The 22,792-nt window shown below is 68.9% G+C and carries 23 protein-coding genes and 1 pseudogene; 11 read left to right on the top strand and 13 right to left on the bottom strand.

What is annotated here, in order from left to right; translation table 11 throughout:
• The first annotated feature begins 416 nt into the window (after positions 1-416).
• The 5 genes from ACQB60_RS32420 to ACQB60_RS32400 all read left to right on the top strand — a co-directional run bounded on the left by ACQB60_RS32420 (position 417) and on the right by ACQB60_RS32400 (position 5,510).
• Positions 417-1,883 (top strand): aminotransferase class I/II-fold pyridoxal phosphate-dependent enzyme, encoded by a 1,467-nt coding sequence (locus tag ACQB60_RS32420; RefSeq protein WP_496929669.1) that lies wholly within the window; start codon positions 417-419, stop codon positions 1,881-1,883.
• Between the two features lie 630 nt (positions 1,884-2,513).
• Positions 2,514-2,651 carry a hypothetical protein gene (locus ACQB60_RS32415; RefSeq protein ID WP_496929668.1) on the top strand — a complete coding sequence of 46 codons (138 nt, stop codon included), beginning with the start codon at positions 2,514-2,516 and terminating at the stop codon, positions 2,649-2,651.
• Positions 2,652-2,834: 183 nt separating this feature from the next.
• Complete coding sequence (locus tag ACQB60_RS32410) at positions 2,835-3,128, top strand: DUF1330 domain-containing protein (protein ID WP_496929667.1); 294 nt, start codon at positions 2,835-2,837, stop codon at positions 3,126-3,128.
• 495 nt (positions 3,129-3,623) lie between these two features.
• The gene (locus tag ACQB60_RS32405; protein WP_496929666.1) at positions 3,624-3,938 is read left to right on the top strand and encodes an STAS domain-containing protein; all 315 of its coding nucleotides are present in this window, start codon (positions 3,624-3,626) and stop codon (positions 3,936-3,938) included.
• Positions 3,939-4,931: 993 nt separating this feature from the next.
• Positions 4,932-5,510 (top strand): response regulator, encoded by a 579-nt coding sequence (locus ACQB60_RS32400; protein ID WP_496929665.1) that lies wholly within the window; start codon positions 4,932-4,934, stop codon positions 5,508-5,510.
• A 719-nt stretch (positions 5,511-6,229) separates the two neighbouring features.
• Here the strand turns inward: ACQB60_RS32400 and ACQB60_RS32395 are convergent.
• Both ACQB60_RS32395 and ACQB60_RS32390 read right to left on the bottom strand, forming a co-directional pair.
• The gene (locus ACQB60_RS32395) at positions 6,230-6,523 is read right to left on the bottom strand and encodes a hypothetical protein (RefSeq protein ID WP_496929664.1); all 294 of its coding nucleotides are present in this window, start codon (positions 6,521-6,523) and stop codon (positions 6,230-6,232) included.
• Between the two features lie 268 nt (positions 6,524-6,791).
• A complete protein-coding gene (locus ACQB60_RS32390) occupies positions 6,792-7,388 on the bottom strand; it encodes a TetR/AcrR family transcriptional regulator (protein WP_496929663.1) in 597 nt (198 codons plus the stop codon).
• Positions 7,389-7,461: 73 nt separating this feature from the next.
• On the opposite strand from ACQB60_RS32390, the gene ACQB60_RS32385 reads away from it, so the two are divergent.
• Complete coding sequence (locus ACQB60_RS32385) at positions 7,462-8,634, top strand: FAD-dependent monooxygenase (protein ID WP_496929662.1); 1,173 nt, start codon at positions 7,462-7,464, stop codon at positions 8,632-8,634.
• A gap of 110 nt (positions 8,635-8,744) precedes the next feature.
• On the opposite strand, the gene ACQB60_RS32380 is transcribed toward ACQB60_RS32385, so the two are convergent.
• The gene (locus tag ACQB60_RS32380; RefSeq protein ID WP_496929661.1) at positions 8,745-9,404 is read right to left on the bottom strand and encodes a TolB family protein; all 660 of its coding nucleotides are present in this window, start codon (positions 9,402-9,404) and stop codon (positions 8,745-8,747) included.
• Positions 9,405-10,286: 882 nt separating this feature from the next.
• On the opposite strand from ACQB60_RS32380, the gene ACQB60_RS32375 reads away from it, so the two are divergent.
• Together ACQB60_RS32375 and ACQB60_RS32370 are read left to right on the top strand one after the other, a co-directional pair.
• Positions 10,287-10,499, top strand: coding sequence for an SRPBCC domain-containing protein (locus ACQB60_RS32375; RefSeq protein WP_496929660.1), 213 nt, complete (start codon positions 10,287-10,289; stop codon positions 10,497-10,499).
• A 304-nt stretch (positions 10,500-10,803) separates the two neighbouring features.
• Positions 10,804-11,193, top strand: a complete 390-nt coding sequence (locus ACQB60_RS32370; protein ID WP_496929659.1) for a hypothetical protein — start codon at positions 10,804-10,806, stop codon at positions 11,191-11,193.
• Between the two features lie 136 nt (positions 11,194-11,329).
• Here ACQB60_RS32370 and ACQB60_RS32365 read toward each other — a convergent pair.
• From ACQB60_RS32365 to ACQB60_RS32330, 8 genes and pseudogenes are all read right to left on the bottom strand, one after another.
• A pseudogene (locus ACQB60_RS32365) lies at positions 11,330-11,438 on the bottom strand (IS982 family transposase); the annotation flags it as partial.
• A gap of 57 nt (positions 11,439-11,495) precedes the next feature.
• Positions 11,496-12,146 (bottom strand): TMEM175 family protein, encoded by a 651-nt coding sequence (locus tag ACQB60_RS32360; RefSeq protein ID WP_496929658.1) that lies wholly within the window; start codon positions 12,144-12,146, stop codon positions 11,496-11,498.
• 144 nt (positions 12,147-12,290) lie between these two features.
• A complete protein-coding gene (locus ACQB60_RS32355) occupies positions 12,291-12,533 on the bottom strand; it encodes a LapA family protein (RefSeq protein ID WP_496929657.1) in 243 nt (80 codons plus the stop codon).
• A 799-nt stretch (positions 12,534-13,332) separates the two neighbouring features.
• Entirely contained in the window at positions 13,333-14,400 is a 1,068-nt protein-coding gene (locus ACQB60_RS32350) for an acyl-CoA dehydrogenase family protein (RefSeq protein ID WP_496929656.1), read from the bottom strand.
• Positions 14,400-15,569, bottom strand: coding sequence for an acyl-CoA dehydrogenase family protein (locus ACQB60_RS32345; RefSeq protein ID WP_496929655.1), 1,170 nt, complete (start codon positions 15,567-15,569; stop codon positions 14,400-14,402). Before ACQB60_RS32345 ends, ACQB60_RS32350 begins: the two co-directional genes overlap by 1 nt.
• A gap of 121 nt (positions 15,570-15,690) precedes the next feature.
• Positions 15,691-16,905 carry a CaiB/BaiF CoA transferase family protein gene (locus tag ACQB60_RS32340; protein WP_496929654.1) on the bottom strand — a complete coding sequence of 405 codons (1,215 nt, stop codon included), beginning with the start codon at positions 16,903-16,905 and terminating at the stop codon, positions 15,691-15,693.
• Positions 16,906-16,954: 49 nt separating this feature from the next.
• Positions 16,955-18,400 carry a CoA transferase gene (locus ACQB60_RS32335; RefSeq protein ID WP_496929653.1) on the bottom strand — a complete coding sequence of 482 codons (1,446 nt, stop codon included), beginning with the start codon at positions 18,398-18,400 and terminating at the stop codon, positions 16,955-16,957.
• 69 nt (positions 18,401-18,469) lie between these two features.
• Complete coding sequence (locus tag ACQB60_RS32330) at positions 18,470-19,207, bottom strand: helix-turn-helix domain-containing protein (protein ID WP_496929652.1); 738 nt, start codon at positions 19,205-19,207, stop codon at positions 18,470-18,472.
• Between the two features lie 770 nt (positions 19,208-19,977).
• Here ACQB60_RS32330 and ACQB60_RS32325 point away from each other — a divergent pair.
• The gene (locus ACQB60_RS32325; protein WP_496929651.1) at positions 19,978-20,118 is read left to right on the top strand and encodes a hypothetical protein; all 141 of its coding nucleotides are present in this window, start codon (positions 19,978-19,980) and stop codon (positions 20,116-20,118) included.
• 248 nt (positions 20,119-20,366) lie between these two features.
• Here the strand turns inward: ACQB60_RS32325 and ACQB60_RS32320 are convergent, their stop codons facing one another.
• Both ACQB60_RS32320 and ACQB60_RS32315 read right to left on the bottom strand, forming a co-directional pair.
• Entirely contained in the window at positions 20,367-21,038 is a 672-nt protein-coding gene (locus tag ACQB60_RS32320; protein ID WP_496929650.1) for a formylglycine-generating enzyme family protein, read from the bottom strand.
• 397 nt (positions 21,039-21,435) lie between these two features.
• Positions 21,436-21,981 (bottom strand): hypothetical protein, encoded by a 546-nt coding sequence (locus ACQB60_RS32315; RefSeq protein ID WP_496929649.1) that lies wholly within the window; start codon positions 21,979-21,981, stop codon positions 21,436-21,438.
• Between the two features lie 83 nt (positions 21,982-22,064).
• Between ACQB60_RS32315 and ACQB60_RS32310 the strand changes: the two genes are divergently transcribed.
• Positions 22,065-22,247 (top strand): hypothetical protein, encoded by a 183-nt coding sequence (locus ACQB60_RS32310; RefSeq protein WP_496929648.1) that lies wholly within the window; start codon positions 22,065-22,067, stop codon positions 22,245-22,247.
• Positions 22,248-22,269: 22 nt separating this feature from the next.
• Positions 22,270-22,647 (top strand): hypothetical protein, encoded by a 378-nt coding sequence (locus tag ACQB60_RS32305; protein ID WP_496929647.1) that lies wholly within the window; start codon positions 22,270-22,272, stop codon positions 22,645-22,647.
• The last annotated feature ends 145 nt before the right edge of the window (positions 22,648-22,792 follow it).

Genomic DNA, 22,792 nt, shown 5'->3' with positions numbered 1-22,792 from the left:
AGATCCATCTGGCTGGTGAGGGCGATTGTCGCCCGCTTGCCTTCGTCATCACGCCCGGCCAGCGGGCGACACAATCGCGCCCGGCCAGCGGGCGACACACCTCAGTTGATCTCTGTGAGGAAACAGATACGTGTTCCTCGACCGACAGGCGGCCGCCCACGCACACGGCCCGATCGCCTCAGAGGCGACACAACATCCTCGTCCTTCCGTAAAGGGAGCCGTCTACGGCGGCACCAGACCAAGCACGCGATCCCGGAGCTGAAAGACCAGCAGGTCAACCGTCACCGCCATCCGACTCTGGCTGCAGCCGTAACCACCGCCCCACGTGTCCGGTTTGCGTCCTGTTCATCCTCCGTGATCCTCCCGAAAGATGAGGGCTTGCCAGGAAAGCAAGCCTGTCGAGTGAGGAATCCGCGATGGCCGGGAACGCGAAGGACACCACGACAACGCAGCAGGGCTCCGAAAGCCGGAGCCCCGAAGAGATCACGGCACTGCTCGCCGGGGCCGCCGACCCGGAGCAGCGACTGGCCGTCCACCAGGAGCTCTACCCGGACGTGATCAACCTCGCCACGGCGGAGAATGTTCTGGTCTATCCATCGCTGCGGGACAACGTCTACGACAGGATCGGCGTCCTCGAGCAGAAGGACGTCAAGTACGCCCCTTCGTACGGCAGTCCGGAAATCCGCCACAACATCGCGGAAATGCTCCGCCCGACGCTCTCCCCGGACCTGAAGGGCGAGGACATTTTCGGCACAGCGGGTGCGTCGGGTGCCCTGGAGTGCCTGGCATTCGCGCTCAAGGACGGCGGGATCCTGCGCAGCGGCGACCGAGTACTGCTCCCCGCCCCCTACTGGCAGGGCTTCAATTGGTGTTTCCAGCAACGGCCCGAACTGGTCACCGTTCCCGTTCACCTCCAGGAGAAGGGCAAGGAGAATTTCGAGCTCACCCTGGCAGATCTGCAACACGCTTACCGGACCCAGCCGGAGCCGCCGAAGCTGCTCGTCCTCACCAACCCCAACAACCCGCTGGGCGACAACTACGGCAAGGACCTGCTGGAGAGCATCTACCGGTGGGTGCTCACCGAGACCGGCATGCACATCATCTCCGACGAGATCTACGCCCACTCCCAACTCACCGGGGCCCTGCCGGAGTTCATCAGCGCCCTGGCGCTGGACGCCTACCGGAACAACCCGGAGGCGAAAAACCGGGTCCACGTCGTCTATGGGTTCGCCAAGGATTTCGGGGTGTCGGGCTTCAGGGCCGGAGTGGTGATCTCCCAGTCGCCGGTGGTCCATCAGGCCATGCAGGGCATCAAGGACAAGCAGAACTCCCTCTCCTGGTTCAGCCCGTTCGACTCGCTCAAGCACTTCGTCATCGGGACGATGCTGGAGACCACCATCGATGACAAGAGCTACCCTCTCGAGCTGATGAAGGAGTACCGCGGCTGGCTGACAACCGCGTTCCAGGAGACCCGCCGCGCCCTCGACGACGGCGGAATCCCGTACCGCTACCGCGAAGGGCAGAACGCGGCGCAGTTCCTCTGGCTCGACCTGCGCGCCTATCTGCCGCCGGCAGGCACGGCGATCCCGCCGGAGATCGGGCCCCACTTCCCGCAACTCGACCGCATGCCGGTGCTGTTCGCCGAGAAGTACGCGGAGGCCGAGAAAAAGGGGACGGTCGCCCTGCCGATCCTCTTCCCGAACATCTCCGGCGAGGAAGAGTGGCTGCGCTGGTACCTCGCCACGTACGCCCGGGTGCAGCTGCTCCCCGGACAACTCCTGTCGTGCGCCGAGCCGGGCTACTTCCGACTGTGCTACACGGCCGTCGACACCCCCGAAGTCATCGCGTCGGTACGGAGGATCGCGGACCTTCTGGCCTCGTAGGGGAACGGCGGCCGCTGACGCGCCCGCTGCAGGGCCAGTCGCCGATGCGGGCACCCGATCCGCCCTGGCCCCACACTCTCTTACCCGCCGACCGCCGACACCCCTGTCTCGCCCTCCGCACCCGTCCCACCGCGATGGGACTGTTCGCCCCTCCCGTGCTTGACAGTCCCAGCGGTCGCCGGGAGGGGACGGCCGCGGTGATCCCTCCGGCCCTCGTGCCCTCGCGGGTCCCCATTCCTCGACCAACGTCGACGCCAGTCATCCAGCGCAGCGGGATCAGCGCCTCGACAACATCCTGGCCGGGCTGAATGAGGCAGTAGCCATCGCCGCCCAGAGCAAACAGGCGGACGCCGGACCGTTCCTCGATCCGGGTACCGAGCACGCTGGAGCACATGCGCTCGCATCGGCGCCGCAATGCACGGAGGCCAGCCGGAGCCTGACTCGGTTCCCTGAACGAGGAACTGTCCGGCGCCGATGGAGCAGGTCGAGTGCGGCCATTGCTGGACGACCCGTTTCGGACGCCCGCGCTGGCACACCCGAACGTGCTGCGCCTGGTTTCCCTACGCACTCCTTGCGCTTCGGTTCTCGAAGCATCATAGTGATTCGAAAATCGAAGCAGGAGGTGTCGCGATGCCACGCATCGAACCGCTCACCCCACCCCACACCGCCGACGCCGACGGGGCGCTCCGCCAATGGATGCCGCCGGGTGTGCCGCACGATCCACTCACGCTGTTCCGCGTACGGCATCGCATCCCGGAGCCGACCTGATCCTCACCGAGGGCACCGACCCCGGCCATCCCTTCCCCGAGGACAGCGCCTACACCACCGCGGCGCTGGTCGGCACCGGCGCCATGGCGATCACGACGCTGACAAGCCTCGCACTCGCCCGCCGGCGCCCGTCCGAGACCAACCCGTACGTCAGATGCACTCATCCCAACACTGGAGGTTCCCATGCCCAAGGGCTACTGGGTCAGCGTCTACCGCACCATCAAAGACCCTGAGAAGCTGGCTGCTTACAACAAGCTGGCCGCTCTGGCCGTCGGGCCCATGGGCGGTCGGACCTTCGTCCGTGGCGGTCGGGTCGTGGCGTATGACGCCGGTATCGCCGAGCGCACCGTCCTGGTCGAGTTCGACAGCTTCGAGCAGGCCGTCGCGGCGCGCGAGAGCGCGGCCTACCAGGAGGCGCTGGCCGCCCTCTCCGACGGCGTCGAGCGTGACTTCCGCATCGTCGAAGGCATCGACTGACCGCGGTCCAGTCGGATCCTCACTGAAGGTCCACCATCTTGGTTCTCGCTGGTGCGGCTGCCGGTATGGCGGGGCTCGTGGGTGCGCGTGCTGGTCCTGGGCGGCTGTCTCACGACGGGTACGCCCTCTCTCGCCTCCGGGCGGGAGGGGCCCTTTCCTACGCCACGGGTGCAGCGGCATGGGGATGTATCCGCACCCATGGTGTTCGCGCGCCGACGGCGTCCCAAGCACAGGGGTGCCCGTTCGGGACGGACGCCGCCGACGCTGAAGGATGGGTACCTCGGAGCCTGAGGCCCACACCGCCTGAAGGCAGCACCAGGCGGAGCGCCATATCCAGCCCGCCGAAGGGCCATAGACAAGGGCCATAGACGGTGGCGCATCGGGCAGGTGTTTACCGGAGCCGCTGTGCAGACTCTGCGTCGCATGGCTTCGCAACTCTGGTGGACTGAAGAATCTGTGGGGTATCCGCGTATGACTGCAGGGGTGCCCCTCACCGTGGCCGCGGTTGACGCTCTCGATTCGGTTCTGGTCCGTGTCGCCGGTGAACTCGACATGGATTCCACCACCGAACTCTCCTCTGTACTTGCCCCGATCGAGCACAGGCGGTGCGAACTCGACCTGTCCCAGGTCACTTTCACCGACTCCACCGGCCTGAATCTCCTGATCGGGCACAGGCGCCGCGCCGCCGCCCGGGGCGGAACCCTCCGCCTCGTGGATGTGTCCTTGCCCGTCCAGCGTCTCCTCGACATCACCGGGACCGCCGCCCTCTTCCTCGCAGACCCCGACCATCCCGGCGACTGTCCGCTGTGAGCTGCCGGCCGCTGTAGGCACATCTCGCCACGCACGGCACTCCGCCCTCACACCCGTCACCGAAGCACCTCCTTCCCCCGGTGTGGCGGCCCCGATTCCGCGAAGGAGAGGAAGGGGGGCATCAGGGCGCAGCACGCACAGGTGCTTGATCCGGTCCGCCCCTCAACGCCCGTTGAGGGGCGGGCCCTGACAGGCAAGGAGCCAAGCCGCCAGGGCCCACCGCCCCGAGCACCGCCGACTGCGCACGGGACGGCCCCGAGCTCAGCATCCCAGCGTCACGACAAGATGGCGGACACAGTCGGCGACGGGCGCAGCCTCACCACTCGGCTGGTGACCCCAACTCCTCCTCACCGAGTGGTGAGCGCTTCAGTTCGCGGCAGTGAGCGCAGTGCTGAGGCTCGTGGGCAAGGAGCGGTGAGTCAATCCAGTAGGCGTCGAGCAGTTCGGCATCGGACGCCGGTGCGATCGTGGTGGCCTGGTCCATACAGGTCCCAACGAGGCTCCCATGTAAGGGAGTTGGGAGTCGCCCCTCCATGACACGATGGCGGACTGTTCGGCTCAGAGAGGTTTGAATTCGCATTTACGCCCCCAGCGCCTCGGGGTGCATATATGCGGCGACCAGGCGGAGACTTGCGGCAGGAGGGTCGAGACGGCTCCCTTTCCCTCTCGACCCTCCCACCTCAACCATGAGGGTCGGTGATGCGGGAGTGTCACCGCCCCTCATGGGAGTTGACTGCCGGTGGCATCGTCGGCGCTGGGGCCAGTGAGGTTCGATGCCACCGGCTCACCTCACGGGTTCCCGGCGGGACTGCGCCAACACAGGTTGAAATCTGAACTCCCCCTCCGCCCTTTGGGCGAGAGGGGGAGCTTTCTGCTGCTACCCGCAGAAGCACCTTGCGAGGCAAAGAAGGCATCCGCATATTCCACGCGAAAAGGTTTCCGCACCTCCACATGGGCATAGGCTGGTTACCCGCTAGAGGGACATGACCGCCCATGCCAGATGACGCAAAGATCCTCATCGTCGACGACCACCGCGACACCCTGTTCGCCCTGGCGAGCGCGCTCGATCCGCTCGGCTATGAACTGGCCCAGGCGACCACCGGCGAACAGGCCCTCAAGGAGATCCTCCGCGGTCACATCGGCCTCATACTGCTCGACCTCCGCATGCCCGACGTCAGCGGCCTGGACGTGGTGCGCTACACCCGCCGCCTGGAACAGACGCAGCACATCCCCGTCATCCTCCTGACCGGGTTCGGCCTCACCCACGACCTCTCCCTGGTCGCCTTCCAACTCGGCGTGGCCGACGTCGTCATGAAGCCGATCGACCCACTGACCCTGCGCACCAAGGTGCGCTACCTCTACGCCACTTACAGGGAGATGCGGAAGCTGCGGCAGCGCGTCAGCGACCTCGAAGCCCAGATGGCAGAGTCGGACACTGCCGCGGACGCGGATGGACACCGTCGAGCCCAGCCTCCTGCAACGCCTCGGGTTCCAGCCCAGCCCACCGCTGCCACACGGCGGACCGTCGTCACCTTGTCCGATATCGCGTGTGTCTCCCCACCCTCACGGTAGGACGCTCCCTGTGGGCAGGCCCCGGCCGCACTGGACTCCCCCTCCAGCCGGGGCCGCCTCAACTGTGGGCGCCGCCTCGAGCGGGAGCGCGGCGGCGCCCACGGAGGGCACCACCACACTGCTCACCCCCTCTTACCGAGCTACGCGCCAGTACACGTGCGGCCCTGACGTCTTCGATGGGGGCCCTGCCAGCAATCACGGGGAGCCGCCGCAGCGGGACAGGTGGTGCTCGATTCTCGCGCCCTTGCAGGGATGCAATCTGGCGGTACTGCCGCCTATCTGCCCCTCCCCCAAGCCTGTCGGATCAGGCTGGCTGGACTCGCCACGGGCGACGTCTTGATCATGGATAGACGTGAATTCACCTGGCAGGATGTGCAGTTCGCTGAATCCCGGTGGTCATCGAGGCGACCGGTGACCGGAGCCCGGGTAGCGTCCGTCCGGATTCCTGCCCCGGGCCCGTACGATCGTCGCCCTGATGCCGCGTACTGCCTGTGTCGACGTCGGTCGAAGCGAGCGCGGAGAGCAGTTCCGACGTGTCCTGAACGGCGTCGGGGGTTGGATGTGCCGCGGCGAGCGTCGTGCGCAACGCGGTTGTGGCGGGCAGGGGAATCTGGTCGGCGACCACATGCAGCAGGTTTCGAACCGATATCACCGTGCTCTCCTCCTCAGCCGAGTTCAACTCCCCTAGCAGGCACGGATGATGACGGCGTCGCTAGATCTCAGTACAAGGCCGGCGAAGTGACTGACAATCGACGGCGCATCAGCGCGCGGTCCGAAGCACTGGCGGCGATCGAGCGCCGGATCCCTCGCACCAGCAGTACGTCGAAACCCTGCGGGACGCCGAACACGCCCAACGCCTGACTGCAGAGCAGCCACGCCGTCAGGAACAGGCCGAACGCTGCGCGTACAAGGCTCTCGACATCCGCGTCCGGGCCAACGCGAGCGGTGCCGCCCCTGATCTTGCTCAGCCGACCCCGGTGGCCCGCATGCGCATCTAGCTCGCACAGGAGCATCCCACCGATGAACCCGCCGCCACGCCCCCGTCGCAGCACTCGGCCCCAACACTCCCGCCGTGCGGGCGCGCCACGGCCGTGGTGGGTCGGCCGGGTATGCGGACGTTCCGCAGTGGATGCGCCAGGAGCTTCAACCCCCCACCGTGACGACGCAGTTACGGGTGCGGTCCAAGGAAGAGAAGGCGCTGGGGTCGGGGACACGAAGGATGTTCCGGGGTACCTGCGGAGCAGCGCATGCTGATCGAGAACCTCGTCGAAGGGGGGCGTGTCAGGCGGAGGGGTGTGGCTGGAGACCGTCCAATAGGACGGTGAGGTAGGCGTCGACGAGGTCGGGGGACGAGGACGCGGCGCGGGCAACGGCCAGGGCCGTGGTGCCGATGACGGTGGTAGCGGTGGCGGGGTCGAGGTCGGCGCGAACCTGTCCGTCCCCCTGTGCGCCGTTGACCATCTCCTTGACGGCGCCGGCCAGGTCGGCGCGCAGCGCGGTGGTGATGGGCAGGTCGAGGTCGGTGAGTTGATCGCTGATGGCGTGGTGGGCGGCCTGGAAGGTGATCAGTTCACGCAGGAAGGTGCGCAGGGCCTGGTAGGGCGTGGTTGCGGTGAGCAGGTGGCGGGCGCGCTCGACGACGGGTTCGAGCAGCCGGGATACGGCGGCGTCCAGCAGGGCGTCCTTGCCGCCGAAGGCGCGCACGACGGTGGCCGCACCCAGTCCGGCGCGCTTGGCGATGGCCTCGACGGTGAGGGAAACGCCCGGCCCCGGTTCGGTCAGTAGCGCCATGGCGGCATCCAGGGCGAGATCCCGGTTGCGCACGGCATCGGCGCGGCGTTTCGGCGCGGGCGCCGGGCCCGGCTGCTCCGACGGCATTGACAACTGAAACGCCCCTTCCACATACTCATCTGAAACGCGTGTTTCACTTAAGTCTAGCGGGAGGAACCTCATGAACGAGCGGATCCTGATCTCCGGAGCCAGCATCGCCGGACTCACGCTGGCCCACTGGCTGGCTCGGCACGGCTTCTCGCCCACCATCGTCGAGCGTGCCCCCGAACTGCGTACCGGTGGCAACGGAGTGGACGTGAGTGGCGATGCCATCGCGGTCGCCGAACGGATGGGCCTCATGGGCCGGATCCGCGAACTGGCCGCCGACGTGCACGGGATGAAGTTCGTCGACTCCGCCGACCGCACCGTCGCCCGGATCGACACCCGCAACGACACCTCGGTCGAGATCATGCGCGGTGACCTGGTCGCGCTGCTGCGCGAGGCGACCGATGGCGTGGAGATCCTGTTCGGCGACTCGATCCGGACCCTGGAGCAGGACGACCACGAGGTGACCGTCACCTTCGAGCACCATCCCGCCCGCCGCTTCGACCTGGTGATCGGCGCCGACGGAATGCACTCCAACCTCCGAAGACTGGCCTTCGGTCCCGAAACGAGGTTCATCCAGCACAAGGACCACTACTTCGCCTTCGCCAACGCCGACAGCACGCTGGGCGAGAACCGCTGGGTGACCATGTTCAACACGCCCGGCAAGATGACCGGCATCTACCGGTCGGGCAACCACGCCCAGGCCAAGGCGTACTTCATCTTCCGTTCCGAGCGGCTGGACTACGACCACCGCGATGTTGCCGCGCACAAGCGCCTGATCACCGAGGCGTTCGCCGACCAGCCGTGGCAGGCCGCCCAGGGCCTGTTGCAGACCGCCCTGGCCGACCCCGAGTTCTATTTCGATGCCTTGGCCCAGGTACAGATGGGCTCCTGGTCCAGCGGCAGGATCGCACTGGTCGGGGACGCAGCCTGGTGCGCCTCCCCGGCATCCGGGGCCGGCGCCGAACTCGCCCTGGTAGGGGCCTACCGCCTGGCGGGCGAGCTCGCGGCGGCAGACGGCGAGCACCAGGCCGCCTTCGCCCGCTACGACACCGCCCACCGACCGCTCGTCGACCGCAAACAGCAGATCGGCCCGAACGTGCGCCTCATGGTGCCCAAGACCGAGAGCGGCCGCTGCGTGCGCGACGCACTCGTCCGGCTACCGCTGACGAAGGTCGCCGGTGCGGTCGAACGCCGCCTGCAGGCCCGCTCCGTCAAGCCCCTCCCCGACTACATCCGCACTGCCTGAAACACAGCCTGCCGAGTGGCAGCAACGCAGAGCACGCAGCCCTATTGCGGGGCCAGTCGGATGCGGTGCGAAGTGGTGATGACGTAAAGGTCGGCGGGCGGCCGGGGCGGTCAGTAGAAGCGGCGGATGAAGATGTCGGACTTGCCGTTGGTGTCGCCGGGCACGATGTCGTCGGCCGTGGATTGGAAGGTTACGTCGCGTCCGCCGGAACTGACGGAGTCCACTCCGGCCGAGGCGGGTTGGTTGGAGACGGTCTCGTCGGTGCCTGTCTCCAGGTCGCGCAGGGTGAGCGCGGGTCCGCCGGTGTCGTTGGGGGCGTACAGCAGGTAGCGGCCGGTGGGGTCGATGGCCATGCCGCGTACGTCAGGTACCCGTTGGGTGGTGGCGTTGGGGATGTCGTAGACGTAGGTGTCGGCGCCCGAGAGGTAGACGACCTTGCGGCCGTTGTCGCTGAGCTGGACGATGCTCGCCGGTACGCCCGGGCCCTCGATCGGGTCGGAGGTGCTGCTGTCCTCCCGGTCCCAGAGGAAGACGTCCTGCGCCTGGCCGTCCTGGTAGGCGACGTAGCGGCCGTCGCCGCTGATGGACGGCCGGGACGGGGAGCTGTTGTCGAGGTGTGCGATGGTCTCGATGCTGAAAGTCGCCTGGTTTTCGATCTCGACTTTTTGGCCGGGCGTTTGATCCGGCCGTTGGTTGGTGGCGAAGGCGAGGTAGCGGCCGTCCGTGCTCCATGACGGCTGGTTGCAGGTGGGGACGCAGTCAGGGGGCATCTGAGCGTTGTTGGGTACCCGAACCTTCCATACCCTCCCCCACCGCGGCGCCGTATAGGCGATGAAGACCCCGTTACTGCTGATCGCAGGGGGCTGGCCATCGGGGGAATAGCGTCCTATCCCCGTGATCTGCCCCGCCCGCTGGTCGCGGAGATACACCCTGGGGTTTACCTCCGTGCCGCCGGGCGCGAGGTTCGTCGCCGACGACGCGAAGACGATGTAGCGGCCGTCGGGCGTGATCGAGGCGCCGGTGGAGTCGTTGTCGGCCTGGGCGCCGTCGGTCGCGACGCTGATCCTCTCGACACCGGTTCCGCCGGTGTCCGCAGCGCCCGTCGCGGCTGAGGCGGCTGAGGCGGCTGAGGCGGCTGAGGCGGCTGAGGCGGCTGAGGCGGCTGAGGCGGCTGAGGCGGCTGAGGCGGCTGAGGCGGCTGAGGCGGCTGAGGGCAGCATCCCTGTGACTGAGCAGAGCGCGACGGCCGCGCTCAGGGTGGCAGTCCGTAAGAGTCTCGTGGCATTCCGGTTCGCGCTCATATTCCCCCGCCAGAACTCGGTTGCGCCTCCGGCTCCCCACCGGAGGACCAGAGGGCATACAAGCGTGATGACGTTGTGGTGTCAATGCATCAGATGACATAGGGAGATGCACAATTTCGGTCATGTGAAAGCAGTTCACTTCAAGCGGCCCATTGCGATCAGCCAGACACCGGGCCGCTTTGGTGCCCCCCCCCCCCACGCAGGGTCAGCTGGAGTCGTTGGTCCCACTTTCATGAGGGAAACCCCAGGACCTCCAAAACCGATCGCCCCTCGGCGGCGTCGACGCTGTTATCCATCCTCGTCAGTCCATCGACATCCTCGCCTCCCCTGCACGACCAAGTGGGCCCGGTCATGAACGCAGGTGACCCGCCGCCGGCGCCCACTCACGTCACCCTCGCGTTGCGGCCCGGCGCCGAGGGCGGCACCAGCCTCAGCGTGGTGCACCGCGGCTTCGCCGCCGACGACGCCACGGCAGTGGCCTGGCACGAGCGAGCCTGGGCGGGTGTGCTGGCGAACCTGCGCACAGCCCTGGCCGACGAGCCGGTGCAGCTCCGCCGGTCGTAGAGCCTGGTAGCAGCCCGGCACAGGCCCTCGGTCCCCGCCGGACCGAGGGCTGCCGCACCGCATAAGCCGCTCAGAGAAGGAATCTCATTGAGCGGGAGGTCCAGCACCCGCCTCAAGATCATCGTGGCTGCTCCGCGGCTTTCATCGGGCCCCCTCCTCGGCAGCACGCGCGGCATCAGAGCGAGACAGCAACCGTGTCGAGCAGAGCACGGCCTTCGCCGGCGAACCGGTGTAGCGCTGTCCGGGCCGGTACGGGCACTTCTCCCGTGGCAGGCGCCACCTACTGTTCCTAAGATCAACAACTATGGCTGACCGAACCCCGTCCCACACCCCGCTGAGCCTGAGCCAAGAGGAGGCGAGCCGGGCCACCCTCGCCCGCATTGCCGCTCGCCGGGAGCGGCTGCGCGGACGATCAGGGGTGGTCCGGGTCCTGGCCGTGGGCGCAGGAGCGCTGATGAGCCTGGGCGGGCTGGTTTTGATGGTGCTGCTGCCTGAACTTGCCATCCCTCTCCTGCTGGGCGGTCTGAGCCTGCTCGCCCTGGAATTTGCATGGGCCACACGTGCCGTGGTCCGAGTGGAGTGGTGGACTGTGCTGCTCCGGCGCTGGCTGGCCCGTCGCTCCCCCGTGGCCAAGGCCCTTCTCTTCCTCGCCGTCATCGCGGTCGCTGTTCTCGTCTTGTGGTGGATCCTCTAGTGTCCCGATTTCGAGATTCCGCACCGCCACTCGCATGATCGGCGGGCCTCTGACCAGGCGCTTGGTGCTGGTCGCGCCTCACGTGGTGCGGCGGAAACTCAAAACCAGCTCACTAGACGAGTCATTCCGGTCGGCTTCAGTGGTCGCACGCGACGAGGGACCGCGTAACGGCAGCTCCGCTCTTGTGGTTGTGTCAGATCGCGACGGGCCATCGGGAGAATGCGCTGAGCGATACGGACTGCGACCTTCACTCGACGAAAGGAATGCCGGCACGGCGTGCCCGTCCGGGCCTGAACGGCGGGTCAGGGGCGGGGGCTACTGCGGCGGTTCGCTGACCGGGCCTGTCGCCCCGTGGCGATCTTGGTGGGGATCAGCAGGAGCCACACGCAGAGGGCTGCCAGCGGGGAGGCGAAGGCGACGGGCACGGACAGGCCGAAGACGATCACGGTGGCGCCGAGGTCCTGGATGACTGCGCGGCCGAACTGGTCGCTGATGGGTACGGCCTGCAGATGACCGTGGCGCCACACGGTCGCGGCGATGGCCAGGTGGAGGGCGACGATGCAGGTGATGACGGCGGCGTACAGGGCGACTGCCAACGACTGGGTGCGGTAATCGGCCAGCAGCGCGGTGGTGAAAGGCAGCAGGGCGACGGCGCCGAGCGAGGCCAGGGTGAGACGCAGCAGGAGCGCGTCCACGCGACGGACGCGCAGAAACAGCCTGCGCTGATCGCGCCAGAAGGTCGCCAGGATGTAGAAGCTCCATACGTAGGCGACCAGTTGCGGCCACAGATGCGCGACCGCATGCCGAAATCCCGAGGAATCCAGGCCGTCCGGCACCTTGATGTCCAGGACCAGGAGGGTCATGACGATCGCGTAGATCCCGTCCGACAGGGCGACCAGCCGGTCCGGACTGCCCTCGGCCTCCTCAGTACCAACCGATTCCTGCGCCGTCATGCCACACCTGCCCTCACGCCAAGCAAACTGTTACTTGCAGGGGCAAAGGTAGCGAACAGGACACCATGTGATGCTGCACCCGCCGGGAACCAAGCAGATGCAGCATCAGATGCGGAAGAACTCGTCCAGGGCCTGTGCGGCCGCCTACTTGCGCGTCCGCATCCAATAACCGCCCACAAGGACACCGATGGCGAACACGGCCGCGAGAGCGAGGAAGAGTGGCGTGGACACGTCCACGAAGATCAGGCGGACCTTGACCCGTCCGAGGTTCGTGAAGATGAACACGAGCGCCAACGCCGCCAGGGCGACGGTCAGAATCCTGCTCGGTGTCCAGGCGCTGCCGCGTCCGGCGGAGCTCGCAGAAGTCCCGGCATTCTTCGGGCTCATGGTGGTGCCTTTTCGTTCGGTTGGGGGTGACGCCGCTCGGCCTGGCTCAGTGAAGCAGCCTCGCGAGGCGAGTGGCCGGCCGACATGCGCCACCCCCTCCGCATGGCTCTGGACGCGTCACACGTGCCGCCGATAGTGGATGGCACTTATCCGTGGGCTGGTGGGTGCGATCCCCGACTCGGGGAGGGTGCGGCCCTCTCCAACGCTTAACCACTCATGCCGCACTCCGCCGTGTGCGGCCGGCCATGAAGAGGCGGATGTCCGGCGTCCGTTGATCGGATACGTGCGGCTGCGGCGCGGCATCGCCCGGTACGGGACCGCTGGACGCGGGGCCGGACGGACTGCGGTGCGGCCGTGCTTCTGGCCGTGATCGGGATGGGCGGCTGCGGTCGCTGTCTCGCCCCACTGGAACGAACCGAGCTCGCTGCCGGATGGCCATCGGCCCTGACGAACGCCTGCCCCCGCGCGCAGACCCACGCTTGGGTCGGAGTCGGGGCCCACCGCCACGCGGGCGGTGGCCCCGCCCGGCGAGCAAGACACAGACCAGGGTCTGGGGCCTGCGCGGCCAGGGTCCAGGGCCGAACATGATCTGCTGCCGCGATGCGCATACCCGACAAACGCCAAGGCATGCACTCACGCACCGAAAGCCGCCGGCCAAATCCCAGGCTTCTGGTCTCTCTGCACCGAACACGACCTGGTGGCAACCGGCCCTGCCAGGGGGACGGTTCGACCACTGGCAGCACCCGAACCATTGCTACGTGCCCGATGCCTGCACGTCTCTGCCCCTGCGGGCGCGCGCTCAGGGTGTGGTGGTGAGAGCGGGCCAGAGCGTGGCTGCGGTCAGGGACTGGGCGAGGCGGTGGGCCCAGTAGCTTTCGTCGCCGTCTTCGTCGCGCCAGGACCACAGGCGGGTGGTGGCGAGGTGGAGCGGGTGGAGCTGGGTGATGCCGATGGCGCCGTGCAGTTGGTGGGCGATGCGGGCGATCTCGGCGGCTGAGGCGGATGCCTGGGTCTTGGCGGCGGCGACGGCGAAGTGGGCGGCCGCTCCCCCGGTGTCCAGCGGGGTGATGGCGGCTTGGACGGCGGCACGGACGAGGGCGGCTTCCTCGATGAGCCGTGCTTCTTCCTGCTTGACGGCCTGGAAGTGGCTGAGCGGACGGCCGAACTGGGTGCGGGCGGTGGTGTGGGCGACCGTCAGGTCGACGCAGCGTTCGGCGGCTCCGGCGATCAGCGCGGAGCGGGCCAGGGCCGCGCGGAGCCGGGCCTCGTCGAGCAGTTGGGGGTTGATACGGCGGACGTGGGAGGCGGGGATCTCGAGGGCGGCGAGGTGAAGGTCGTCGCGGGGTTCCTCGGCGAGGTTGGCGCCGGGGGTGAGGACGGCCTGGTCGGGGGTGAGGGTGAACAGGACGGGGCCGGAGGGGGCGGTGGCCAGGACGACCACCGCGGTGGCGGCGCGGGCCCAGGGGACGCGCCGCAGCGTGCCGGTGACCAGCAGGGTGTCGTCGTCGCCGGAGGAACCGGCCGAGCCGACGGCCGAGGCGCTCGGACGGGCGTAGTGGATCGTCAGCTCGGGCGCGATGGCGTAGCTGAGCGCGCCGCCCGGGACGGGGAGGCCGGCGCGGCGCAGCAGTGGGCGGGCGACCAGAGCGGTCTCGGCAAGGGGGGCGGGGACGGCGCGGCGTCCCGACTCCTGTGCGGCGGCGAGGAGTTCGGCGGTGGCGGCGTCCTCGGCGGGGAGGGTCACGGCGTCGGGAGCGGTGGTGTTGGTGACGGTGGCGATGGCGTCCGCATCGGCGTAGAAGGCCGTGGTGTCGTAGGCGTCCGCGGAGATGACGGGGGCGCCGACGTCGATGGTGTGGGTGTTCATCAGTGCTTCTCCAGACCACGAGTGATGATGCCGCGAAGGATTTCGTTGGTGCCGCCGCGCAGGGTGTAGCCGGGGCTGTGCAGCAGGGCGAAGGCGAGGAGTTCGGAGTGACTGCCGGGGGTGGCGTGCGGGTCGGCCGGGGTCGGCAGGATGCCGCGGACGGTGTTGACGAGCGTGCCCTCCAGCTGAGTGCCGAGGTCCTTGACCAGGGCCGCCTGGGTGTCGGGCGAGGCGCCCGCGTCCAGGGCGACAGCCACGCCGAGGGACAGTCGGCGGATGCTGTGCAGACGGGCCGTCAGGAAGCCGACCTGGGTGAGCTGTTCGGCCGTGGCCGGGCGCTGCTCCAATTCGCGGAGCAGCGAGACCAGCAGGGGGAAGGTGGACAAGTAGCGTTCCGGGCCGCTGCGTTCAAAGGCGAGTTCGCCGGTGACCTGCTTCCAGCCGTCGCCGCGCTGCCCGAGCAGCATGCCGTCGGGGACGTCGACGCCTTCGAGGTGGAGGGCGTTGAAGCGGTGCTCGCCGCTCATCAGGTGGATCGGCTCGACCCGTACGCCCGGGCTGCGCAGGTCGACGATGAACTGGCTGAGGCCGGCGTGCTTGTCCTCGGCGTCGTCGGTGCGGGCAAGGACGATGGCGTAGTCGTTGACGTGGGCGCCACCGGTCCACATCTTGGTGCCGGTCAACCGCCAGCCGTCAGTGGTGCGTCGGGCGCGCGTGGCGACCGAGGCGAGGTCGGAGCCGCTGCTCTTCTCGCTCATGCCGATGGAGAAGAAGCACTGCCCGGCGGCGATCCTCGGCAGGAAGAAGCGGCGCTGCTCCTCGGTGCCGTGCTGGAGGATGGACGGTCCGGCCTGCCGGTCGGAGACCCAGTGGGCGCTCACCGGGGCGCCGGCGGCGAGCAGTTCCTCGATGACCACGTAGCGCTCGAGGAAGCCGCGTCCCGCGCCGCCGTACTCGGTGGGCAGGGCCATGCCGACCCAGCCGTGCCCGGCGAGACGGCGGCTGAAGTCGGGATCCCAGCCGGCCAGCCAGGAGTCGGGGCGGCCGAGCACGGTGCCGCGGGCGCGCTCCTCGTCGATGAAGACGCGCACTTGGGTGCGGAGCCTGCGGGCCGATTCGGGCAGGGTGACTTCGGGGAACGCGGTCGGTGAAAGCGTCGAAGGCGACATGGCTCATTCGCTCCTGGGCGGGTGAAGTGACGGGTGAAGTGGCGGGTGAATTAGTGGATGCATTGGTGGATGCATTGGTGGATGCATTGGTGGATGCACTTCATTTCGTTACGGGAACCGGTCAGCTCGCCGCGGACACCGGCCGGCCCGTGGGGTGCAACAGGGAAGGGTCGAAGCCCGCTTCGCGGAGCACCTCGTCGGTGTGCTGGCCGATGCCCGGGCAGGGCCGCAGCTGCGGCTCCGGGTCGGCCGAGTAGCGCACCGGGCGGCCGATCACCCGGTAGCGGCCCTCGGTCGGGTGGTCGGCCTCGTGCAGCAGGCCGCCCTCCTGGGCGTAGGCGCTGGTGGCGGCGGACTCCAGGTCGAGCACGGGGGCGGCGGCGATGCCCGCCCGGTCGCAGAACTCCTGCCACTCGGCGCTGGTGTACCGCGGCGTCAGCTCCGCGAGCAGCGGATAGAACGCGTCGGCGTTGCGGGCCCGGTCGGGACCGGTGGCGAAGCGCGGGTCGGCGGCCAGTTCGGGGCGGCCCACGAAGTTGGTGAAGTCCCGCCAGTTGCGGTCGCTGTGCGGCAGGATGCACATCCAGCCGTCGGCAGTGCGCAGGGCACGGCGCTGCGGGCTGAGCGAGCGGGCCGAGCCGAACTCGCCGTCGGCCTCCAGGGCGGCCGCGCCCAGGTGCTCGACCAGGTTGAAGGCGAGCATGGTGTCGGCCATCGGGACCTCGATGTGCTGTCCGGTGCCGCCGTGCTCCCGGTAGTGCAGCGCGGCCAGGACCGACTGGGCGATCTGCATGCCGCAGATCTTGTCGGCGAGGACCGTGGGAATGTAGTGCGGTTGGCCGGAGACCTGGTGGTTGAGCCAGACCAGCCCGCTGGCCGCCTGGATGATGTCGTCGTACGCGGCGTGGGTGCCGTAGCGGCTGTCGCTGCGGAAGCCCTGAGCATTGGCGTAGATGAGGCCGGGGTTGTCGGCCGCGACGTCGTCGTATCCGAGGCGGAGCCTGGCCAGGGCCTGCGGGCGCAGATTGGTGATGAAGACGTCGGCGGTGCGCAGCAGGGCGAGCAGGGCGTCGCGGCCGTGCGGGGTCTTGAGGTCGATGGCGGCGCTGCGCTTGTTGCGGTTCAGGTTGAGGGCCGGGCCGCCCATTCCGGGGTGGCGCCGTGGCGGGTAGTGGCGGGTCATGTCGCCGGTGGGCGGCTCGACTTTGATCACGTCCGCGCCCAGGTCGCCGAGTTGCTGAGCGGCGTACGGGGCCATGATCACGCTGGCCAGTTCGATGACGCGGACTCCGGCGAGGAGTCCACGTCCGGCGGGAACACTCGGGTTCTCGGGCATCTTCCAGTGCCTCCAGAGGAGTTGGACGAGGGGGCGGTGCGGTGCCGGGCTAGCGCCACTGGAGTGGGGCGGACCCGAGCGGGGAGCGCCGGCCGGGCTGGGGAACCGGGCGCCCGCTGTAGGAGAACGGGGTCGCCGGTTCGGTGAGCGGGCCGAAGTCGGTCGCGGTGGTCGACAGCGCGGCGAGCGGCGTGCCCGAGGGCCGGGGCAGGTCGCGTACGTCCTCCCGCGCGAGCAGACCGAGTTGCTGCACCCAGTGGCACACCCCGGCCAAGGTGACGCGGATCCGCCAGGAGCCGCCCTCGACCGCGCGCCGACGCAGGGCTGTCGCCACGGCGGCGGCCCCGACGTACGCGGCGAGGTAGTCGTTGAGGAGGTAGGTCGGCGGCAGTGACGGCCGGTCCGTCCACTCCTCGACGGCGAACCCCGCTGCGGAGCAGGCGAGTTGGTCGAACCCGCCGCGCTCGCCCCAGGGGCCTTCGGCGCCCCAGGCGTGGTACTCGAGGGTGATGAGCCCGGGGCGACGCCGGATCAGTTCCTCGGTCGACGCGCCGTGCCGGGCAAGGCCCCGGTAGGAGTGCACGAAGACGTCCGCATCCTGGAGCACGTCGTGGAAGGCCGCGCGGTCGTGGGCGTCGCGCAGGTCGCAGTAGGCGTTGCGCTTGCCGCCGCCGGTCATCGCGATCATCGGGATCGGGTCGGGGCGGTCGGGCCGCGTCACGTGCAGCACGTCGGCGCCGAACTGGGCGAGGAGGCGGGCCGCGACGGGCCCCGCGATGACGTGGGTGAGGTCGAGTACCCGTACGCCCGCGAGCGCTTCGTCTCCTTCCCCGATCGGTTCGAGTGGCCGGGCCGGTCCGTCGCCGACGCGCTCGATCTCGACGACGGGGCGCTGGGCCACGTGCCGCCCGGCGGGGTGGGCCAGCCACTCTTCCCGGCTGCGCACTGCGCAGGCGACGCCGCCCCGCGCGCAGATGGCCTCCTCCAGCGTGAAGGCGTCCCAGTCGGCCGCGGCCCGCGCGATGCCCACCTTGTCGAGGCCACAGTTCAGCACGGACTGAACGGCGTCCCGCAGGTGCGGATAGGTGGTGATGATGAAGATCCACCGGCCGTCGCGGGCCCGGTAGAAGTCGTTGTTGCCGAGCAGCGTCGGATCGTCGAGCAGAGCGCCGAGCGGGCGCCCCGAGAGCGTCGTGTGATACGTCGCCATGAGCTGGTCGATCGATGCCCCGGCCTGCACCTCCACGCTCTGGTGCCGGTGACCGCGCTGTTCACCGACCGCTGCGGTCTGCCGCCCGAAGACGCCGATCGCGGCGGACATGGCGTCGGCGAGGCGGTGCACCGAGGGCACCAGGGGGTCGGCCCCGACGACGGTGATGTCCTCGGCTCCCCGGGCCGGATCAGGTTCACCGAGGGTGTGCAGCAGCCGGGAGACGATCTCTCCCGTGGACGACGGAGGCGTCGGCTCGGCCGTGGTCAGCGTGTTCGAAGTCATGCCGGGATGCTCGTTCCCGGCAGTGCATGAGCGCCCGCATTCACGGATATCCGTGAATCGATGCGAACGTCACGTCCGCTGCTCCTGGAGGTGCGCGAGGAGCCGGGCCGCCGCCCGGTCCAGGCTCAGCCGCTCCGAGCGGCCACGGCGCCGGTGCATCAGCACCAGCGCACCCGTGACGACGGGGCCGTCGGTGACGGGGATCGCCAGCGCGCTGACTTCGGGATCGGCAAGCCCCTCGCTGCGGCTGATCCGCGACGCGCGGATCGCCGGAAGAGCGCGGCGGAACTCGTCTACCGCCTCGGAGTCATGGCGGGCGAGCTCGTCGAGCAGCCCTCGGCGCTCCGCCTCGTCGGTGAAGGCCAGCAGCAGACGGCCCGCTGCGGTACGCAGCAGGGGCCGGGCCACATGCTCGTCGGCGAGCGGCACGAGGCGGGGTATCTCGTCCTCGCCGCCGCGCGCGAGGTGCACGGCGTCGAGCCCGACCCGCACCGTGAGCAGCACCGGGGTGCCCGCGACGCGGCTCATCTCATTGAGCTCGGCCTGGCTGATCCGGGGGACGACCCGGCCGGCGATGAGGTTGAGGACGTGCGGGGCGGGCCCGAGTCTGAAGCGCCCGTGCTGTTCCAGCAGAAAGCCCGTCGCGACAAGGCCGTTGACCAGATCCTGCGCCGAACTCGCCGGCGCCCCGATCGTCCGCGCCACCTCGGCCACGGTCACCCCGCCCGGCACCCGCGCGGCAGCCTCCAAGATCGCGGCGACCCGGTCCACCGTACGGTGACGCCGACGCCGGCCATACTCGCCCATCCCGCCCCACCCTGTCCTTCGTGTACCCCGCCGGCCACAAGCACCGGCACGGCCCCCGATCCTCTCCCGCACCACCGCGACGAGCAATCCGGCCCCGGCCCCGGCAGACGCTACAAGCCCGGCAGCGGAAGGTGGTTCACGCAAAGGCGGAAGGACCGTCTCCGGGTCGAGGTCGTCCGCCTCAGCGAGCTCATCGAGGTGACACATCAGCACGACTTGACCCAGCGGACCTTCCGCACTGTGTGCAAGTGGTTCCAGGAGAACTTCTCGCCCTTCTTGAAGAGGCAGACCGCACCCGGTGAGCAGTGCTTCCTGGCCACTCCTGCCGATCCCTCGACACCAGTGGCGCTCTGAACCGGTGGCTGCGCGACGGCCTGGGCACTCAGCTCCCACACGCCGTTCCATCGCGGCTGCCGCCGCAGTCGTCACGCTCACCGCCGCCCTTGTGGCATGCGGAGGTTCGGACGGGGGCAGCGACAAGTCCGGGCCCGCGCGGCCCACGAAGGGCACCGGCTCCAGCAGCAGCGCCCAGCCGGCCGGCGAGCAGTCGCCCGGCGCCACCACCGGCAGCACGCAACCGCGGGTCGGCAAGCTCGGCGACACCCTGAAGCTGGTGGGGATGGAAGGCAGCCCGAACGGCACAGGCACCATCGCGGCCGACTTCACGTTGGAGAAGTTCGAGAATCACGCCAAGTCGGCGATCGGCGTACTCGAGCCTGCCGCCGGGAACCGCCGGAACCCCCACCGTCGGCGACTCCCTGGGCCCGAACATGATCATCAAGCCGGGCGAGCGCGTCACCGGCTGGATCGTCTTCGAGGTGCCGAAGGAAGCGAAGATCACGTCCGTGACGTACCTGATGGAAAAGGTCGGGCCGGACCCCGAGCGCACGGGCAAGTGGACCCTCGGTTAGGCCCCTCTGCGAGGAGTGCGCGCGGCAGGCCGCGGCCCCGGATTCGGGGTGACCGCCTGCCGCGAAGAGGCGCGGTCGAACCCTTGGTGACTAGGGTCCGGTCTCTGGAAGCGATGGTTCAGTTCCCGGAGCCGACGACGGCGGTGACGGGATCTCCACGCGCATGGCAGCGAGGCTGAAGACCGTTGATCTGGTCTCTGGTTGTTCGATCGTCGGCCGTTGCGCCTGGAGGCGGACATAGACGGTCGTCACATCAGAGAACGTGCGACACGGAAACCGACATCGTCGACCTGGAAGGTCGGGTGGCTGCGGCGACGGGCGGAGGCCCGGCAACTCCAGTGCTCATCGAACCAGCCACCGCCACGAAGCACCCGGTAGCTCCCGTAGACCTCGGCGTCGTAGACGTCCCAGCACCAGTCCCAGACGTTGCCGAGCATGTCGTAAATCCCCCACGGGTTGGGGCGTTTGCCGCCCACGTCGTGGATGCGTTCGTGCGAGTTGCCGCGGTACCAGGCGATCTCGTCGAGTTCCCCGTAGCGCGGCCCTGTCGTGCCGGCACGGCAGGCGTGCTCCCACTCGGCTTCGGTCGGCAGTCGGTACCCGTCGGCGGACGCGTCCCACTCGATGCCTTCGCCGTCGGCGTGGAAGCAGTACGCGGGTGTGAACCCGTCGCGCCGGGACAGTGCATTGCAGAACCGTGCCGCGTCCCACCAGGAGACGCATTCGACGGGCAACTGGTCGCCATGGGCGGTACTCGGGCGCTGATCTGCGATCTGTGCGTACAACGCCTGGGTGACCGGGAAGGCCGCCAGTTCGTAGGGCACAAGCTCGACCGACCAACTGCGTTGCGTGCGCCGGTCCGACAGCGTCACTTGCCCCGCCGGGATGGCGATCATCTCGTTCCCCGTCATCACGTCCATGATTCGAAGATCCTAACGAGCCCGGGACCTGTCAGCGCGCAACGGCAGAACCGGACCAGACCGGCCGAGACAGCACCCACCGTCCATGCGGCCTGGACCGTACGTGCTGTCAGGCGACGGCATCGGTAGCCCGCGAACGAACGTGACCCGCCACCACGCCTCTTGAGAAGCAGCGCGAGATGCCGGTCTGTGTCCGGTATCGGACCGCACCGTACTCCTCCTGCGCCATTCCGGCGTCGACCCACCGTCCGCGGACCGCCCCCTGAGTGGGAGGGCTGAGCGCGCTGCAGGCCAGCCCTGCCCTCACCAACTCAAGGATCCTTACGGGACAGCCACCAGCCTCCCGCGGGAGGTGGCGCGGACCGGGGCGAGCGGGTCCGGAAGGTCATTCACCGGATCAGGCCGGGCAACGCGCATCCCAGGCATTGGACTTGGAGGCGAAGAACGCGGGCTTGCGCCAGCCGGGCATCGCGCTGTCCAGAGCCTTCCAGTCGCGTTCCTCGATCAGATGGAACAGGTCGCGCTTGTGGTCGTAGAAGCGGTTCATGCCGGTCGCGGTAGCGCATCCAGTCTTGAGGTCGCCCTTGAGGTCGAGGACGTGCTTCTTGAGTTCCCCGGCGTACGTGGTCATGTCCGCGCACATCTGGACGCGGACGTCTTCAGTCAAGCGGCGGTCCTGGTAGAGAGCGGCACGGGTTTCGGCCTCCGGTGAGACATTCTTCTTCCAGTGGTAGGGCTGCAGGCTCTGCCAGGAGTCGACGGCGCTGTACCAGAGCGGGCCGCGCTCTTGGTCGGAGCAGAGTTCCTTGTGCACTACGGCGGCGAAGTCGCCCTCGTCATCGGCGTGCGCGGCGGGCGCGGAACCGAGCGCGCCGGCCAGCACCGCCGCGAGGACCGCACCCAGCGCGGCCGGGGCGTGGCGACGAACATGGGTCGTGTGCATGGTGATTCCTCCTGTGGGCGGGTGCCGGACGGCCTTCGTCGGGCACGAAGAGGAGTCCTTCACACGGGGCACGGGCCAGAGGCGTGACACGCCCGTCCGAGGGCGGCCATCCACCCGCACGCCGGACCATCGGCCAGCTGGTCCTCGCCACCGCTGCCTGCCCGCCGTACTCACCCGGCGAGAAGCAACTCGTCCCGGACACCGGACACCGGCGTGGTGGCTGGGTGGTCAGCGACGTCGTCGGGCAGGGTCCGTCGGGTGGCTGAAGGGGACCCGACGCTGCAAGCCATGGATCTGGTGAACCGCCCTGCGGCATGTCACCGACGCACAGTGGTCGCGGGGCTCCTCACCGCTGCGGGGGCGATGCTGCCTGGGTTTGCCGCAAGTTCGGCCCGAGCTGCCCCGTGGCAGCTGGCCGCTGTGTCCACCGACGGCTGGAAGGGCACCGAGGGCGGCATGACAGGGGCTCGCGCGGTGTGCAGAGCACCGCACGCCCTGCGCCGGGGGGGGATCCTGCAGATGCACGTCGGCACGCCCAGGAATCGTGGCGACGTCATCGACGCCTGGGCGCTGCCCCGGATCCTCGATGCGACTGGTGCTCGCGGCTACCGTGTCATCGATCTTCGTACGCTGCTCAGCCAACCAACTCCGACGGCGGACGACTGACCTGCGAGGTCCACGAGTCAGTCCGGTGCGCGAGACGGCCGTCGAGCGAGTCCGCCCCGCTCCGGTGGCACTGAGTCCCGCCGGACCGGCTGGGTCCGGGGTACCTGCCGTCCGGAGATATCCTCGTACGCCAGCAATACCGGCC

It is taken from the genome of Streptomyces odontotermitis (assembly GCF_050510915.1).
Classification (GTDB): domain Bacteria; phylum Actinomycetota; class Actinomycetes; order Streptomycetales; family Streptomycetaceae; genus Streptomyces.
This window is presented reverse-complemented; position numbering and strand designations above follow the sequence as displayed.